The organism is Streptomyces caeni (assembly GCF_042678285.1).
GTDB lineage: Bacteria > Actinomycetota > Actinomycetes > Streptomycetales > Streptomycetaceae > Streptomyces > Streptomyces caeni.
Map to the genome: position 1 here is coordinate 1 of NZ_JBHUDX010000069.1, position 15,006 is coordinate 15,006.

The 15,006-nt window shown below is 69.8% G+C and carries 8 protein-coding genes and 3 pseudogenes; 5 read left to right on the forward strand and 6 right to left on the reverse strand.

Features of this window, described 5'->3' with window-relative positions:
• Positions 1–42: 42 nt before the first annotated feature.
• The gene (locus ACFSL4_RS23810) at positions 43–3,792 is read right to left on the reverse strand and encodes an ABC transporter ATP-binding protein (RefSeq protein WP_381086487.1); all 3,750 of its coding nucleotides are present in this window, start codon (positions 3,790–3,792) and stop codon (positions 43–45) included.
• Between the two features lie 240 nt (positions 3,793–4,032).
• Between ACFSL4_RS23810 and ACFSL4_RS23815 the strand changes: the two genes are divergently transcribed.
• On the forward strand, positions 4,033–4,896 hold the full coding sequence (locus ACFSL4_RS23815; protein ID WP_381086490.1) for an isocitrate lyase/PEP mutase family protein: 864 nt from the start codon (positions 4,033–4,035) through the stop codon (positions 4,894–4,896).
• On the forward strand, positions 4,893–5,162 hold the full coding sequence (locus ACFSL4_RS23820) for a hypothetical protein (RefSeq protein WP_381086493.1): 270 nt from the start codon (positions 4,893–4,895) through the stop codon (positions 5,160–5,162). Before ACFSL4_RS23815 ends, ACFSL4_RS23820 begins: the two co-directional genes overlap by 4 nt.
• A 75-nt stretch (positions 5,163–5,237) precedes the next feature.
• On the opposite strand, the gene ACFSL4_RS23825 is transcribed toward ACFSL4_RS23820, so the two are convergent.
• A complete protein-coding gene (locus ACFSL4_RS23825) occupies positions 5,238–6,158 on the reverse strand; it encodes a serine hydrolase (RefSeq protein WP_381086496.1) in 921 nt (306 codons plus the stop codon).
• A 951-nt stretch (positions 6,159–7,109) separates the two neighbouring features.
• Between ACFSL4_RS23825 and ACFSL4_RS23830 the strand changes: the two genes are divergently transcribed.
• A complete protein-coding gene (locus ACFSL4_RS23830) occupies positions 7,110–8,159 on the forward strand; it encodes a PP2C family protein-serine/threonine phosphatase (protein WP_381086499.1) in 1,050 nt (349 codons plus the stop codon).
• 1,474 nt (positions 8,160–9,633) lie between these two features.
• A pseudogene (locus ACFSL4_RS37645) lies at positions 9,634–9,774 on the forward strand (IS256 family transposase); the annotation flags it as partial.
• 120 nt (positions 9,775–9,894) lie between these two features.
• Here ACFSL4_RS37645 and ACFSL4_RS23835 read toward each other — a convergent pair.
• The 3 genes and pseudogenes from ACFSL4_RS23835 to ACFSL4_RS23845 all read right to left on the reverse strand — a co-directional run.
• A pseudogene (locus ACFSL4_RS23835) lies at positions 9,895–11,070 on the reverse strand (IS110 family RNA-guided transposase); the annotation flags it as partial.
• A gap of 372 nt (positions 11,071–11,442) precedes the next feature.
• Positions 11,443–12,627 (reverse strand): ISAs1 family transposase, encoded by a 1,185-nt coding sequence (locus ACFSL4_RS23840; RefSeq protein ID WP_381086501.1) that lies wholly within the window; start codon positions 12,625–12,627, stop codon positions 11,443–11,445.
• Between the two features lie 150 nt (positions 12,628–12,777).
• Entirely contained in the window at positions 12,778–13,095 is a 318-nt protein-coding gene (locus tag ACFSL4_RS23845) for a hypothetical protein (RefSeq protein WP_381086504.1), read from the reverse strand.
• Positions 13,096–13,211: 116 nt separating this feature from the next.
• Between ACFSL4_RS23845 and ACFSL4_RS23850 the strand changes: the two are divergent.
• A pseudogene (locus ACFSL4_RS23850) lies at positions 13,212–13,376 on the forward strand (IS256 family transposase); the annotation flags it as partial.
• A gap of 148 nt (positions 13,377–13,524) precedes the next feature.
• Here ACFSL4_RS23850 and ACFSL4_RS23855 read toward each other — a convergent pair.
• Complete coding sequence (locus tag ACFSL4_RS23855; RefSeq protein ID WP_381086507.1) at positions 13,525–14,352, reverse strand: SMI1/KNR4 family protein; 828 nt, start codon at positions 14,350–14,352, stop codon at positions 13,525–13,527.
• Between the last annotated feature and the right edge of the window lie 654 nt (positions 14,353–15,006).

Consider the following 15,006-nt stretch of genomic DNA (forward strand, 5'->3'; position numbering starts at 1 on the left):
CCAGCTGGGCACTACCTCCAAGCCCGATCCTTCAGGACCGGGTCAAGTTGACGCCGTGGAGCCCACCGTCTCCTCCGGCTCCGTCTCCCCGGCGAACGTCCGCCACAGCCGCGCGTACCGGCCGCCCCGGCGCAGCAGTTCCTCGTGCGTGCCGTCCTCGACGAGGCGGCCGTGGTGCATGACCACGACCCGGTCCGCGCGGGCGGCCGTCGTCAGCCGGTGGGCCACAACCAGCGTCGTGCGGCGGCGGGCGAGGCGGTCCGTGGCCCGGTTGACCTGCGCCTCGGTGGCCAGGTCGAGCGCGGCGGTCGCCTCGTCCAGCAGCAGGACGTCGGGCCCGACCAGCTCGGCACGGGCCAGGGCGATCAGCTGCCGTTGCCCGGCGGACAGGTTGCGGCCGCGCTCGGCGACCTCGTGCAGATAGCCGCCGTCGAGGGTGGCGATCATGTCGTGCGCGCCGACCGCCCGCGCCGCGGCCTCCACCTCGGCGTCGGACGCGTCCGGGCGTCCGTAGGCGATGGCGTCCCGGACGGTCCCCGCGAACAGGTACGCCTCCTGCGGCACGACGCCGAGCCGGTGCCGGTACGAGGTCAGGTCGAGGGACCGCAGATCGGTGCCGTCGACGAGCACCCGCCCGCGCGTGGGGTCGTAGAACCGTGCCACCAGCTTGACCAAGGTCGACTTGCCCGCGCCGGTCTCGCCGACGAAGGCGACCGTCTGACCGGCCGGGATCACCAGGTCGACACCGCGGAGGGCTTCTTCGTCGTCGCCGTAGGCGAAGTGGACGTCCTCGAAGGCGATGTCGCCGCGCAGCGACGGCACCGGGAGCGGTTCGTCGGCGGCCTTCGTCGCGGTCGGTTCCCGGAGCAGTTCCTGGATGCGGCCGAGCGACACCGTGGCCTGCTGATAGCCGTCGAAGACCTGCGACAGCTGCTGCACCGGCGCGAAGAACAGGTCGATGTACAGCAGGTACGCGACCAGCGCACCGGTCGTCAGCGTCCCGCCGTCCACCCGGTGCGCGCCCACGATCAGGACGGCCGCGGCGGCCACCGACGCCAGGAGCTGCACGAAGGGGAAGTACACGGAGATCAGCCACTGGCCGCGGATGCGCGCCCGGCGGTAGCTGTCGCTGCCCTCGCCGAACCGCCGCCGGCCGTCCCGCTCACGCCGGAACGCCTGCAGGATCCGCAGTCCGGACACCGACTCCTGGAGGTCCGCGTTGACCACCGACACGCGTTCCCGGGCGAGTTCGTACGCCTTCACGCTCGCGCGGCGGAAGAAGACGGTCGCCACGGCCAGCGGCGGCAGGGTGGCGAAGACGACGAGCGCGAGCTGCAGGTCGATCACGAACAGCACGGCCATGATGCCGAAGAAGGTGACGACGGAGACGAAGGCCGTGACGAGCCCGGTCTGCAGGAACGTCGACAGCGCGTCCACGTCGGTCGTCATCCGCGTCATGATCCGGCCCGTCAGCTCACGCTCGTAGTAGTCGAGTCCGAGCCGCTGGAGCTGGGCGAAGATCTTCAGCCGGAGCGAGTAGAGGACCCGTTCGCCGGTCCGGCCGGTCATGCGCGTCTCACCGATCTGCGCCGCCCACTGCAGAAGGACGGCGAGCAGCGCGAGCAGCGACGCGGACCACACCGCGCCGAGGGCGAGCCGGGAGACGCCCTGGTCGATGCCGTGCCGGATCATGACCGGCAGCAGCAGGCCCATGCCCGCGTCGACGGCGACGAGGGCGAGGCCGGCCAGCAGCGGCAGGCCGAAACCGCGCAGCAGCCGGGTGAGGCCGTACGACTCCTCCGGCCGGACCGCACGGGCCTCGTCGACGTCGGGGGTGCCGGTGGCCGGGGGCAGCTTCTCGACCTGGGCGAGGAGTTCGGGGGTGGCCGGGGTCCCGGCCAGCGCGTGGTCCTTGGGCTCGCGGTCGCCGGTCCACAGATGGGGGGTGACGCCGCGCTCGGCGTCGAACTCGGCGTCCAGCTCCTCGCGGATGCTCGTGTCCTCCTGCGGGGACGCGGCCAGGGCGTGGCCCGGGGAGACGCCGCCGAGTTCGTCCGGGTCGGTGAGCAGCCGCCGGTACAGGGCGGAGCGCGCCTGGAGTTCCTCGTGCGTACCGATGTCGGCGAGGCGGCCGCCGTCGAGGACCGCGATACGGTCGGCCAGATTGAGGGTGGAGCGGCGGTGGGCGATCAGCAGGGTGGTGCGGCCCTCCATGACCTGCTTCAGCGCCTCGTGGATCTCGTGCTCGACCCGGGCGTCCACCGCGGAGGTCGCGTCGTCGAGGACCAGCAGCCGCGGGTCGGTGAGGATCGCGCGGGCCAGGGCGATGCGCTGGCGCTGGCCGCCGGACAGGGTCAGGCCGTGCTCGCCGACCTTGGTGGCGTACCCGTCGGGCAGTTCGGCGATGAAGCGGTCGGCCTGGGCCGCGCGCGCGGCCTTCTCGATCTGCTCGTCGGTGGCGTCGGGACGACCGTAGGCGATGTTGTTGCGGACCGTGTCGGAGAAGAGGAAGGAGTCCTCGGGGACCAGCCCGATGGCGGCGCGCAGCGATTCCAGCGTCAGTTCGCGCACGTCGTGGCCGCCGACGAGGACGGCGCCGTGGGTGACGTCGTAGAAGCGGGGCAGCAGGAGCGAGACCGTCGACTTGCCGGAGCCGGAGGAGCCGACGACGGCGAGGGTCTCGCCGGGGCGGATCTCGAAGGAGAGACCGTCGAGGACCGGGCTCCTGCCCTGCGCGGTGTCGTGGTACGCGAAGGAGACGTCGTCGAACTCGACGGTCGCGGGCGCGTCGGCCGGCAGCTCCCGGGTGCCGTCCCGCAGCGACGGCTCGGTGTCGATCAGCTCCAGGACGCGCTCGGTGCTCGCGCGCGCCTGCTGGCCGACGGTGAGGACCACGGCGAGCATCCGCACGGGGCCGACGAGCTGGGCGAGGTAGGAGGAGAAGGCGACGAACGTGCCGAGCGTGATGTGCCCGCGCACCGCGAGCCAGCCGCCGAGCGCCAGCATGGCGACCTGGCCGAGGGCGGGCACGGCCTGGAGGGCCGGGGTGTACGTGGCGTTCAGCCGGATGGTGCGCAGCCGGCCCGCGAACAGCCGGCTCCCGACCTCCCGGAGCTTCCCGGTCTCCTGTTCCTCCTGTCCGAAGCCCTTCACCACCCGGACGCCGGTGACGGCACCGTCGACCACGGTCGCCACGGCGGCCGCCTGGGCCTGTGCGTACCAGGTGGCCGGGTGCAGCCGGGTGCGGCTTCGCTTGGCGATGAACCACAGGGCGGGCGCGACGGCCAGCGCGACCAGCGTCAGCGGCAGCGACAGCCAGGCCATGATCACCAGGGAGATCAGGAAGAGGAGGACGTTCCCGATGGTCATCGGGAGCATGAAGAGAAGGCCCTGGATCAGCTGGAGGTCGCTGGTGGCACGGCCCACGACCTGCCCCGTGGACAACTCGTCCTGGCGGCGCCCGTCGAGCCGGGTGATCGTCCCGTACATCTCCGTGCGGAGGTCGTGCTGGACGTCGAGGGCGAGCCGGCCGCCGTAGTAGCGGCGGATGTAGGTGAGGACGTAGACGAGGACGGCCGCGCCGACGAGGGCACCGGCCCAGGGCGCCATGGACCGGGTGTGACTGGTGACGACATCGTCGATGATCACCTTGGTGATCAGCGGGACGAACGCCAGGACGGCCATGCCGCCGAGCGAGGACCCGAGCGCGAGCAGGACGTCCTTCGGATACCGCCACCCGTACGCGGCCAGCCGTCGTGCCCAGCCCGGTTTCTCCCCCTCGTGCGCTGCCACGCCGATCCCTTCCTGCCGTCCCTGCCGTCCTGATCTTCCGCAAGGCACCAACGCGGACCAGGGCGGAATTCATCCCGCCGCAAGAGTCGGGCGAGATCTGACCGGCCGACGGCCAGTGACGTTTCTGCGGTGAAGGCGCTGAGCCGACCGGGTGAGTAAAGGTTTCGTACAGGAATGCATTTCAGTAGGTATAGACATACTCCAGGAAAGGTAAAAACCTCCAGACAGGAAGGGTGGACGGTGTCCTACGGAAACCGGCTGCGGCAGCGAATCGCCGCACAGGGAACCACACCGCTGATCGGTGTCTACGACATGTACTCGGCCTCGGTCGCGGCCGAGCACTACGACGGAATGTTCGTGTCCGGGTTCGGGTTCGCGGCATCGCACTACGGCCTGCCGGACATCGGTTTCATCGCCTGGCCGGACATGGTGGCGTTCGTCCAGCGCCTCAGGGGCGCGTTCCCCCGCCACCATCTCCTCGTCGACATCGACGACGGGTACGCGGACCCCGAGGTGGCCTGCCATGTGGTCGAGACACTGGAGCGGGCCGGGGCCTGCGGGGTGATCCTCGAGGACCAGAAGCGGCCGCGCCGGTGCGGGCACGCCGACGGCAAGCGGATCCTGCCGCTGCCCGAGTACCTCGACAAGCTGGAGATGGTGCTGGCGACGCGCCGTGACCTGGTGGTGGTCGCCCGCACGGACGCCACGGACGAGGAGGACATCCTGAACCGGGCCAAGGCGCTGGCCGCCACCGACGCCGACGTACTGCTCGTCGACGGAGTGCGCAGCGTCGAGTGGATCCGGCGGATCCGGGACGTGATCGGGGACAAGCCGCTGCTGTTCAACCAGATCGCCGGCGGCAAGTCACCGCGGCTGTCGCTGACCGAGCTGTCCGAGCTCGGCGTGGACGTCGCGATCTACAGCACTCCGTGCCTGTTCGCCGCCCACGAGGCGATGGACTCGGCGCTGGCCGACCTGAAGGTGGCCGACGGACGGCTTCCGGCCGTGGACCGGCCGGGCGGGGTCGGCGTCGCCGTCTCGACCAAGCTGCTGGAGCGGAACATCGCGCGCCTGCGGCCGGGGCGGGCGGGCGTGGCCGGATGACCGGCGGAATCCGGCGCACCCGGACCGCCCGGTCCCCGGCGGCGGTCCTGCCCGACGCCGCCGCGCCCGCCGCGGTCGAGGGCGACAGCCTGATCACCGTGCTCGACAACTCCCAGGCCGACTCCGTCCCGGAGGTCGACCGGACCGCCGACGTCCAGGCCGGCAGCGGCACCGCCGGCAGCCACCACGCCGACGGCGGCGCGGTCGACGTGGTGGAGGCGCTCGTCGCCGCCGCAGCGGACCGGGGCGATGGGGACGGCCGCTGAACGACGGCTGCCGGAGGGCCGGGGCACGGCCGGCCGGGTGCGGACCGCGCCGGCCGGCCGCGCCCCGTGGCCGCGTCAGCTCGCGGGAACGGCCAGGAACGCCTCGCGCGGGGAACTCGTGGGCACGTACGTGCTGGTGGTGCTGGTCGTCGGCACGAGGTCCTTGTGGATGGCCCTGGCGACGTTCTGGATGGTGGTGACGCCGTAGCTCATGGTGCTGTTGCCGTGCGTGAGCACGGTGATCATGTAGTCGTGGCCGCGGCCGTTGAACGTGCCGACGCTGTGCACGCGCCAGCCGTACGTGGACCGCTGCAGCCAGCCGTTCTTCACGTGCACGGCGACGCCGGAGGGCGTACCCGCCGGGGTGCCCCAGCGCTGCGAGGAGATGACCTTCCCCATCAGCTTCAGGATGTACGCACGGGAGTTGTCGCTCAGCACCGAGTTCCTGGCGGTGATCAGCTTGAGCAGCTTCTGCTCGTCCTGCACGGTGATCTGGGTCAGGCCCCAGTAGCCGTTGGCGCCCGGTTTGGTCCGGGTCATGCCGGCGGCGGCGAGGAAGCCCTTGATCTTCGTCAGGCCGAGCTGCTTCCACAGCGCGCTGGTGGCACTGTTGTCCGACTTGGTGATCATGGCCGTGGCAAGGCTCACCTCACGACCCGTCAGATAGCGGTTGTGCTTCTTGGCGTCCCACAGCAGCGTGGCGAGCACGGTGACCTTGACGACGCTGGCCGAGTCGTAGGCGGAGGTGGCGCGCAGCGAGCACGTCGTGTTGGTGGAGCGGTCGTAGAGGCCGACCGCGATCGTGCCCTTGCGGCCGGCGAGGGCCGCGGTGATGTCCTTCTGCAGTTTCGCGGCCAGCCCCGCCTTCCCCGATGTGCAGCTGACCGTCGGTGTCGCGGCGGCCGCGGGCGTGGCGGCCGCCGCGAACGGTATGAGCAGTCCGGCGCCTAGGCCCGCGCAGAGCACCCGGGCACGCCGGGGCATCCGGTGAGTCATGGAAGTCCTCATCCCTCGCGTGGAGTCGGACGTGCTCCCGGCACGTCCGCTCTCTTGACGCCCGGAAACCGGTGAAAGGTTGTACCGGATCACAAGGGCGGCGCGCCCGTCCGTCCCCTGTCACAGGGGCGGCGCGCTCCTCCCCTACGTCCGCGCCTCGCCGCGGCCGGGGACCCGTGCCCCGGCGGTGGCCCCGGCCGAACAGGGCGAGATGGATCTGACGCTCGGGCACCCGAAGCTCCTTCAGGGCCCTCGACGCGGCGGCGATCAGCCCGGGAGGTCCGCACAGGTACACGTCCCGGAGCGTCACGTCCGGCACCAGCTCGACCAGGCCCTCGGGGGTGAACAGCCGGGCGGGCCCGGGGTCATGGCGGGAGCCGGTGATGTAATGGACCGTGCAGTCCCCCGGCGGGGTGCTGTCGCCGAGCGTCAGGGGGGAGTTACGGCCCGGCGACAGCAGTCGGTTGTTGTACCTCCCTTCTTTCCTGGCGCGATGGCGCCGTCCTGGCTCCGGGCGGGGCACCGGCACGACTGCGACACGCGTCGGAGCGCAGGGCTTGGGACGCCGGCGGTGGATGTCGGCCGCTGTGAACGGCCGCGCTCCGCGTCAGGGGCTGCCTCGGAGGCCGACGCCGGGAAACGCCGACGACTTCAGGAGGGCCGGTCTAAGGGCGACGACAGCACTTCATCAGCAATCCGTCAGGGCTCGGCCAACCTTTCGCAGGACGCGCGGGGCCCGGGAGGGCGGCAGCCGTCCGGAAACCCGCGACGACGACCCGTCCGGCCTTCCCGTACGCCACCCCGTTTGACTGGTGCATCGACCTGCAACGGGGCAGGCTGGGAGCCATGTGGGCGCTCTTCCGCCCAGCTGCTCCGCCTGCCCCGGGCGGTCATGGCCGGGTACGCCTCGGACTCGCGCGGTGCGTTCCCTTCGCCCTGGCACTGCTGGTCGTGGGGCTCGAGCTCTCGCCCGCGCACTTTCTGTACACGGGCCCGCTCCTCACTGCCACGCCGGCCCTGGCCGGGCTGATCATGGGGCCCGGGGGGACCCTGGCCGCCGCGGGAGTCGCCCTGGCCGTCAGCGTCACGACCGCCACGTTCAACCAGGCGTGGGGCACCCAGCAGGTCTACACCAACTTCCTGGCGATCTTCCTGGTGTCCGCGGCCAGTGTCGCGATGAGCAAGACCATGCATACGTACAGGCAGAACCAGCTCGACCAGGTCCGCCGCATCGCGGTGGCGGCACAGAACGTCATCCTGCGGCCCGTCCCGCCTCGGCTGGGCCCCGTGCGGGCGGCCAGCCTCGGTCTCGCCGCCGAGACCGGGGCACAGGTGGGCGGGGATCTGTACGAGGCGGTCTCCACGAGGTACGGCGTCCGGCTGATCGTGGGGGACGTCAGAGGCAAGGGACTCGGTGCCCTCCGCGCGGTCGCGGTCACGCTGGGTGCCTTCCGGGAGGCCGTGCACTACGAGGACGACCTGGTGCAGGTCATGCACCACTGCGCGGACGCGCTGCGGCGGGAGATCGCCGTGCCGGGGACGGTCGATGAGGTGGTGCTGATGGAGGGATTCACCACCGCCCTTCTGGCCCAGGTCCCGGACGAACCCGTGGTGCACCTGGTCAACCGCGGCCACCCGCCTCCGCTGCTGCTGCACCGGGGCGAGGTCCGAGCCCTGATGCCCACGCGTCCATGGCCGCCCTTCGGCCTGGAGGACCTCGTCACGGCTTCTCCCGCCGAGCCGGACAGGCATCCGTTCGTGCCTGGTGACCGTCTGCTGCTGTACACCGACGGTGTGATCGAGGCCCGCAACCGCGACGACGAGTTCTTCCCCCTGCCGAAGGCCATGGAGGCGGTGCACGCCGACACCCCGGAGGAGTTTCTGGAAGAACTCCACCAGCGGATCGTCCGCCACACCGGCGGCCGCCTGGCCGACGACGTGGCCATGATCATGATCGACCGGGTCGGCAAGGAAGCCGACCGCCCCCCGGCAGGCGGATGACGGCTCCCCGGCCGCCTCTGCACGACTCCCGGCGCGGCGAGGACCTGACGCCCCGCCCCCACCCCGAAGCAGCGCCGCTCACCGTGCCGTACCAGGCGTGCCCGGACCCGGCCCAGGTCGTCCCGGATGGCGGCCGCCATGGGGGGAGAGACGGGGCGCGGCCTGGGCGTCGCACTTGTCCTTCACCAGCGTCCGCGGGAGGGCGTGGCGCGGTGCGAGGTGCATCGACCTGCAACAGGGCAGGCTGGATGCCATGTGGGCGCCCCGTGCCCGCTACGGGTGGCGCTCGCGTGCCAAACAACGTACGCGGCCCCACGGACCGCAGCCCTGGACTCCGGCCGGCTGGCACGCCGTGCGGGTGGCCAGAGACGCCACGGCTCGGGCGGCCGGCAATGGTCCATCTGTCGGGGTCGTCCCTGGACGTGACCCAGGACAGCCCGTCACCGCCGGTAGTGAAGCCGAAGGGCAACCACCCGCCGGGCTCCGGGAACAACGGCACCCGGGGCGTCGGGCCGAGGCGGCCGACTCACGGTGCGACTCCATGGGCGGGTGGAAGCCATCCCGCGGGTTGTACATGGTCCAGCGCGAGAAGGACCCGCTGCTGCCCAGAACGTACAGGAGGGTCCTTGGCGCGGCCCAGGACCGGCACCACGTTCTCCTTGCGCAGCCCGGGCACCGCCTTCGCCCGCAAGAGCGGCACCGGCGACCGTCGGCCCACCGCGCGGCGGGCGAGCTACGGAACCGGCGTCCGCGCACCGGGGTCTTCGAAGGTGAGCGGTGGCCTGCCGTGGGCAAGTGGCGGATCCGGGCCTCCGGCGGCGCCTATGCGGCTTGGCAAACGCCCTCGGGGCTGGCCGAATCCACCAATTGCCGAACCGAGTGGCGGCCCTGGCTGCGGAGGGAGGCGAGGTTCCGACCCTGCGCTGATCTCCGGGGCCGGCGCTGGGGGAACCGCAACGGTACCGCCGCCCCTCACCCGGTCACGTACAAAAAACCCTCCCGCACCCGGCGCCCCGGGATTCCGAGCCGTCCCTCAAGGGCCGGCTGCGGTCGTAGGGGTCCTCGGCGGGGCCGGTGGCGGGTGCGCCGGCGGGGGCGTCAGGCCAAGCTGAAGAAGAGGCCGTCGAACCGGGCCGCGTAGTCCTCCAATGGCCCCGGCGCAGGCGGACGCGGGGGGCGAGCGGTCATCTTCAGTCCGAGCAATACAGTTGGCTCCTACCACGGGTCTGTACGGTGAGCGGCTCTGTCCCACATGCGGTGGTAACGGTAAGTAGCCGCTATGGCTGGCGGTAGCACTCCCGGACCAGCATGGGTGAAGCAACCGTCGCCCCTGTGCCCACACCGCTCGACGGCGCGTCTGCGACTGCTCTCCTCGGAGCTCGGACCAGGCACATCAGCGATGACGCTCTGTCACCACCGCATGTGAGACAGAGCCCGGTGAGCGGTGTAACTCCCGAGCTGGAAGCGACAGTTGATGACTGACGTGACGAGTGACGCCAAGGCCGGGGAGGCCGCTGTGGCTGGGACGAACGCCGTGGATGACGGGCTGATCGCCGAGCTGGTGGCCCGAGCTCAAGCCGGTGGCGTGAAGCTCACCGGGGAGGGCGGCCTGCTGCCCTTCCTCCAATTCGACGTGGAGATCCGCAAGATCGTCTGTACCACGGATGTAATCGTCAAGCAGGGCAGGTCGCAGCCCCGTTATCGGCACCGGGAATGGGGGCAGCGGTGGCTTGCCGGGTGGGCGCGTGGGTTGCCACTGGGAGGTCAGCAGCCCGTAGGCGCGTTCGGCCTGTTCAGCGATCTCGCGCTCGTGGCGCCGTAGGGCCTTGTTGTTGTAGTCGTAGCCCGCACCGCGCCGGGCGATGCGGCGTTCGGCGCCTGCGGTCAGCTCGAGCTTGCGGCGCTTGAAGGCGACCAGGCTGGGGCGGGCGAAAGCGTAGTCCTGCTCCTTGGTGACCAGATGCCAGGCGATGACGGTGATCTTCCGGGCGACCGCGACGATCGCAATCTGGAAGCCGCGCCGGGTGGCTATCCGCTGGTGCAGGGCCCGCAGCGGGCCCGGGGAGCGCAGCGCGGCGAACGCGGCCTGCACCAGCATCCCACGGGCCTTGCCGCACCCGGCCTTGGTGATCCGCCCGTGGTGGGCCGGCTGCCCGCCGGACTGGCGCACCCGCGGGTTCAGGCCAAGGTAGGAAACGAGCTTGTCGGAGCTGGGGAACCGTCGGAAGTCTCCGACCGCGGCAAGCACCGTGACCGCGGTCATCGCGTCCACCCCGGGGATGGTCATCAATCGTCGCACCACAGGGTCGTCCAGCGCCTCGGCGGCCAGGCGCCGCTCCACTGCGGCGAGTTCTGCGCCGTAGAAGTCGAGCTGGCGCAGTAGCGCGCCCACGGTCTCGCGCTCGTCGGCCGGCAGCGTCTGGTGCTCCAGCCAGGCCCGGCCGCGGGTTCCGAACAGGTCCGAAACCGGCGGACGCGGCAGCATGTTGCGATGCAGGACCGCTTGGACCTGGTTCTTCACCTGGATCCGGCCGTGCACCAGCTGGGCCCGGTGGGTGGAGAGGCGACGGAGCATCCGGGTGCGCTCATCCGGGAGCCAGGTGCCCGGCAGGAAGTCGGCGGCCAGCAGCTGCGCGAGGATGCGGGCGTCGACCTTGTCGGTCTTCACCTTGGCCTCGGCGATCGCCCGAGTCTTGACCGGATTGGAGATCACCACGCGGGCCACGTACTGCTCCAGGAGCACCGCCACCGCGCTCGCATTCCCGGTGGCTTCCAGTGCCACCTGGTCGTCCGGCCGCAGACCAGCGGCAAACTCCCGCAGTGCCTCGGGTCGGCAGTCCACCCGGCCCCAGTCCGCGACGAACCCGTTCTCCACCGCTGCGACCTGCGCGAAGTCGCGGTGGATGTCCAGTCCGATGGAACGTCCCACCGTCCACCTCCCTGCATTGGCGTGTATCTGATGCGGGGTCAGCTGGGCGAAACGACACCTACGGAATCGCGCTCTCGACGCAGCCAGGCAAGTCGCAGGGGCGGCCATCTACTAAGGCGGGCTCGCAGCCCATCGTTCAAGATCGGCCTGCCCATGCTGAATCCCCGGGCACCCCTTGTCCTGACGGTCGCACCGTACAACCGGGCCGAGGCCCGGTCACCAGGACGCGGACAATGGCGCCCACGACTTTCATACCTGGTACCAATGCGATCGAGAGCACCAACGCGAGGATCCGCAAGGCCGTCCGGGCCCGGGGCAGGGCTTCGACGTAGTTGCATGACGTCCGGTTTGTGATCACGCGAGGCCGAGGAGGGTGAGCGGTCGTCGTGGATCACGGGCGTTGCGGCGGAGGCCGGCCGCGATCTTGGTGGCGCCGGAGAGCTTGAGGGCGCCGATAGCCAGGTTGCGCCAGGTTGCCATCGCGCGCGGCGCGTTGCCGGTCCGCAGTTGGGAGGCGTCCTCGGCGAACGTCGTGTCGCGGATGTGGTGCAGGGTCTCCACTTTCCAGTGGTCCCGAACCAGCTTGGCGAGCTGGGCAGGGGTGGCCTGCTCGGCGGTCAGACTGGTGACGGCGTAGACGGTTTTGACGGTTGTCTTGCCCGTCTTGCGGTCAGTACGGCGGCGCTTGATCTGGAGTGCCTGGCTGGCTCGCGGGAACAGCAGGTTGTTCACGGTGGCGGCCTTGATCCGGCGGATCTCGGATCGTCCGTGACCGGCGTCGCGCGTGCGGCCCTGGAGCGGGATGTCCTTCCAGGGAAGGGCTTTGAGCTGCGTGCGGAGCCTCTTCTGGTTGCCCTTGACGATCACGATGTAGTGGGCTCGGCGCCCGAGGAGGTAAACGGCATGCTCGCGCTGGGTGTGCAGCGCGTCGCTGGTGACGACCGCGCCGGCCAGGTCGGCGACTGCCTCCAGCAGCGGCTGGAAGCAGGTGATTTCGCCGGTCTTCTCGCCGACGTCGAGCTGAGCAAGCACGAGGCCGGTGGTGTGGTCCAGCGCGGCCAGCAGATGGATCTTGCGGCCCTTGGCCCTCGCGGCACCGCGCAGGCTCTTTCCGTCGACGGCAAGTCCTCGTAGTGGGATTGTGGCAGGGGCGCGACGGTCGGCGAGCCCGCGGCCCACAGCCCGGTCAAGTGCGTCGCCATCGATGCGGGCCAGCAGTCTGCGTACGGTCGATTCCTCCGGCAGGTGCCGCTTCGGGCACAGTGGGTCCGGCCGCACCCCGATGAGTTCGAGCAGCTGGGGCGGGGTGTCGACGATCCACTCGCCGACTGCCAGCAGCGAGGTTGCCCCGGCCAGCACCGCGCACGCGGTCAGCGCGAGCACGACGGTCAGGGCATGCCGCACCCCGCGCGGATCGCGCGGGTCGGGCACCTCGGCAAGACGTTGCAGAAGGCCGGGGATTTCCCCCGGCGCCACCTCTGGATGCTCACTGAGCTGGTCAAGGGCGGGCGGGATCGGCGATGATGCGTCGGCAGGCACGGTCTTCCAGGCAGGTCACGGGGCGTCGAGAACTCCGTGATCAAAGTCCGTGCCTGTCCAGCTCGTCGGGAGCCGTCGAGCGGCGGAGCGTCACCCGCCAGTACCGCTCAAATAACGCCGATCCGCGCCGACCGTCGGTCCTGTCGAGGACTATCCGAGCGGCAGATCCACGCGTCGCCCGAGGCCGATCTCCTCCGCCTCATCGTTCGTGACCATCGCGAACACTCCGCTCGGGACGCCCGGAACTCTCGCCACGCGAGACGCGACGGCCAGGAGATCCGCCTCGGCGGCCCCGGCGATGAAGAAGACGTACGCCTCGCCGTGCTCCTCTCCTTCGTCATGCACCTCCACTACCTCCTGCTCGGCAAGGAAGTCCTCGACTTGGTCGATCCAGGGGAAGGCATAGGAATCCTCCGCAGTGCCCGGGGCCTCCCGCAGGGGCACATGGATCTCAACGATGATGTCCATGAGGGCATTGTCCCTGGCCAAACCCCGGCCGCATGCTCCGCTCCCAGGACACCGCGAGACGTGGCGAACCAGCCTGAACCGGACGACATCTGAGTACGCCGACGCCCTGGGGCCCGGGGCACTTCCCCACCGACCAGGCCGCCCTCAAATGCGTCTACCTCGCCGTCATGAGCCTGGACCCGACCGGCACCGGACGCAAACGCTGGACCATGCGCTGGAAGGCCGCGCTCCAAGCCTTCGACATCACCTTCGACGGCCGGCTCACCGCCGGACGCCGCTGAACACAAGACCGACCGAGTTCCACCGTTCGCTACACAGGCCCGAGCAACGACCCCAACAGCAAGATCAAGACGACATGTTGATGATCTGCAAGCCCTTAGTTGAGGGCATTCGCCATTTTGTTTGCACACCGCTTCATGCCCGGGTCACTCATTTCGCTCGTTGCTCGCCGTTCCCATCTCCCGGAGCCTCCTCGAAGTGACCGTAAGCGTCCAAGCACGTGCCCCCACCGCCCAACCAGGAGCCGTCGTCCGGCCAGAACTCCAGCGGAGGCGTGTGCTGCGGCCCGGGCAGGCCCTCGAACCCGACCGCCCCCCACACAGCGGCGCGCAGGAACTCCGCGAAACCACCGTCGAAGTACTCCGGTTCCCAGCACCTGGTGCGGGCCGCAACCTTCCAGCGGTCCGGATCGTCGCCCTCGGTCACCCAGAAGACGGCGCACCCCTCAACGGTGACCGCAAACGGGAGCCAGCCGCCAGCCTCGGGAAAGAGTCGAATGGGCGCCGGAGTTCGATCGCCGGAATTCCAGCTGCGCTGGTCCTCAACCTCGTCCCGGAAATTATTCAGAAACTCAATATTGGAGTTCTCAACTCCTGGAAGACTCACGACGAAGTCATCCTCAAAGCCACCTGGCCCGAACCAGTAGACGTATTCCTTGTATTCCCGAGGAAGTCGTGCCCCGATCTCCGACTCAGCACGCTGCCAGTCAACGACGAAACGCCGTGGCACCTCCATGCCAACGTCACGAGCCAGCTTTTCAATACTCACTACTGCTGGATCCAATCCACCGCCGCCGCCCGGAAGCGCAGTCGCCGTATTATAGACGGTACAGCGCCCAACATAACCCCAATCACCCAGAGCGAAGAGTCCGATCCGGTCCGGAATGGTCTGATGCATCTCATAGACTGATATGGCCGTGTAGAAGACAGTCTCCCCAGCATCCAGACGGTCCCTCACTCTGCCCTCGAAGTCCCTCATCACCGGGCTGTTCGCCCGCATCAGCCCGAAGGGGAGCGGCAGGCCGGCCCGCCGCCGCGGCCGTACTGCTCGCCGGGGCGTACGCGGGCTTCTTGTACAGCTTGACGAGGTTACGAGGTTCGGTCCCGCTGCCGCCGAGCGACCGGGCAAGAAGGTGTCCCCGCTGGTAGCCCCTGCGAGAGTCGTTGTCTGCCCAGCCAGCTGGGTCGGACGGCAGGACCTGTGCGCTCCGATTAATGTCGCTGCCCACGATCTCCGTATCCTTCTCCGGATCCAGCTTCTTGCCACGCCCCTTGTAGTCCACGCCTTCGTCCCGCAAACATGCCATCACGCCGGTGGCACGGTTGCCGTTCACGCTATCGAGCGGCATGTAGTACACCCAGGAGGTACCGCTGTTGCCGTTACACCGGTCCCGGTTATCGTTTCCCGCTGCCAGGAAATTCTTGAACTCCTCACGGAACTCCTGGTCACCTTCCAAAGTCGGGAAGTACTTGAAGTACCTACGCGGCCGACCACAGGCCCCGCTTGACAGTGGAGGTATTGACCTCGATTCGTCTGTGGCCTGACGTCGTCGCCGTGGGCGGCTGGGTGCCCGTTATGTCCCGTGCCGTGTCGAGGTGGGCCGTCGCGTGTCGCAGCGGGGGCGTCGGGTTC

What these genes read in the sequence shown, in the direction of transcription:
- ACFSL4_RS23820 (WP_381086493.1), top strand. Translation starts at nt 4,893, where the DNA reads ATGACCGGCGGAATCCGGCGCACCCGGACCGCCCGGTCCCCGGCGGCG.
- ACFSL4_RS23825 (WP_381086496.1), bottom strand. Translation starts at nt 6,158, where the DNA reads ATGACTCACCGGATGCCCCGGCGTGCCCGGGTGCTCTGCGCGGGCCTA.
- ACFSL4_RS23845 (WP_381086504.1), bottom strand. Translation starts at nt 13,095, where the DNA reads ATGGACATCATCGTTGAGATCCATGTGCCCCTGCGGGAGGCCCCGGGC.
- ACFSL4_RS23855 (WP_381086507.1), bottom strand. Translation starts at nt 14,352, where the DNA reads ATGAGGGACTTCGAGGGCAGAGTGAGGGACCGTCTGGATGCTGGGGAG.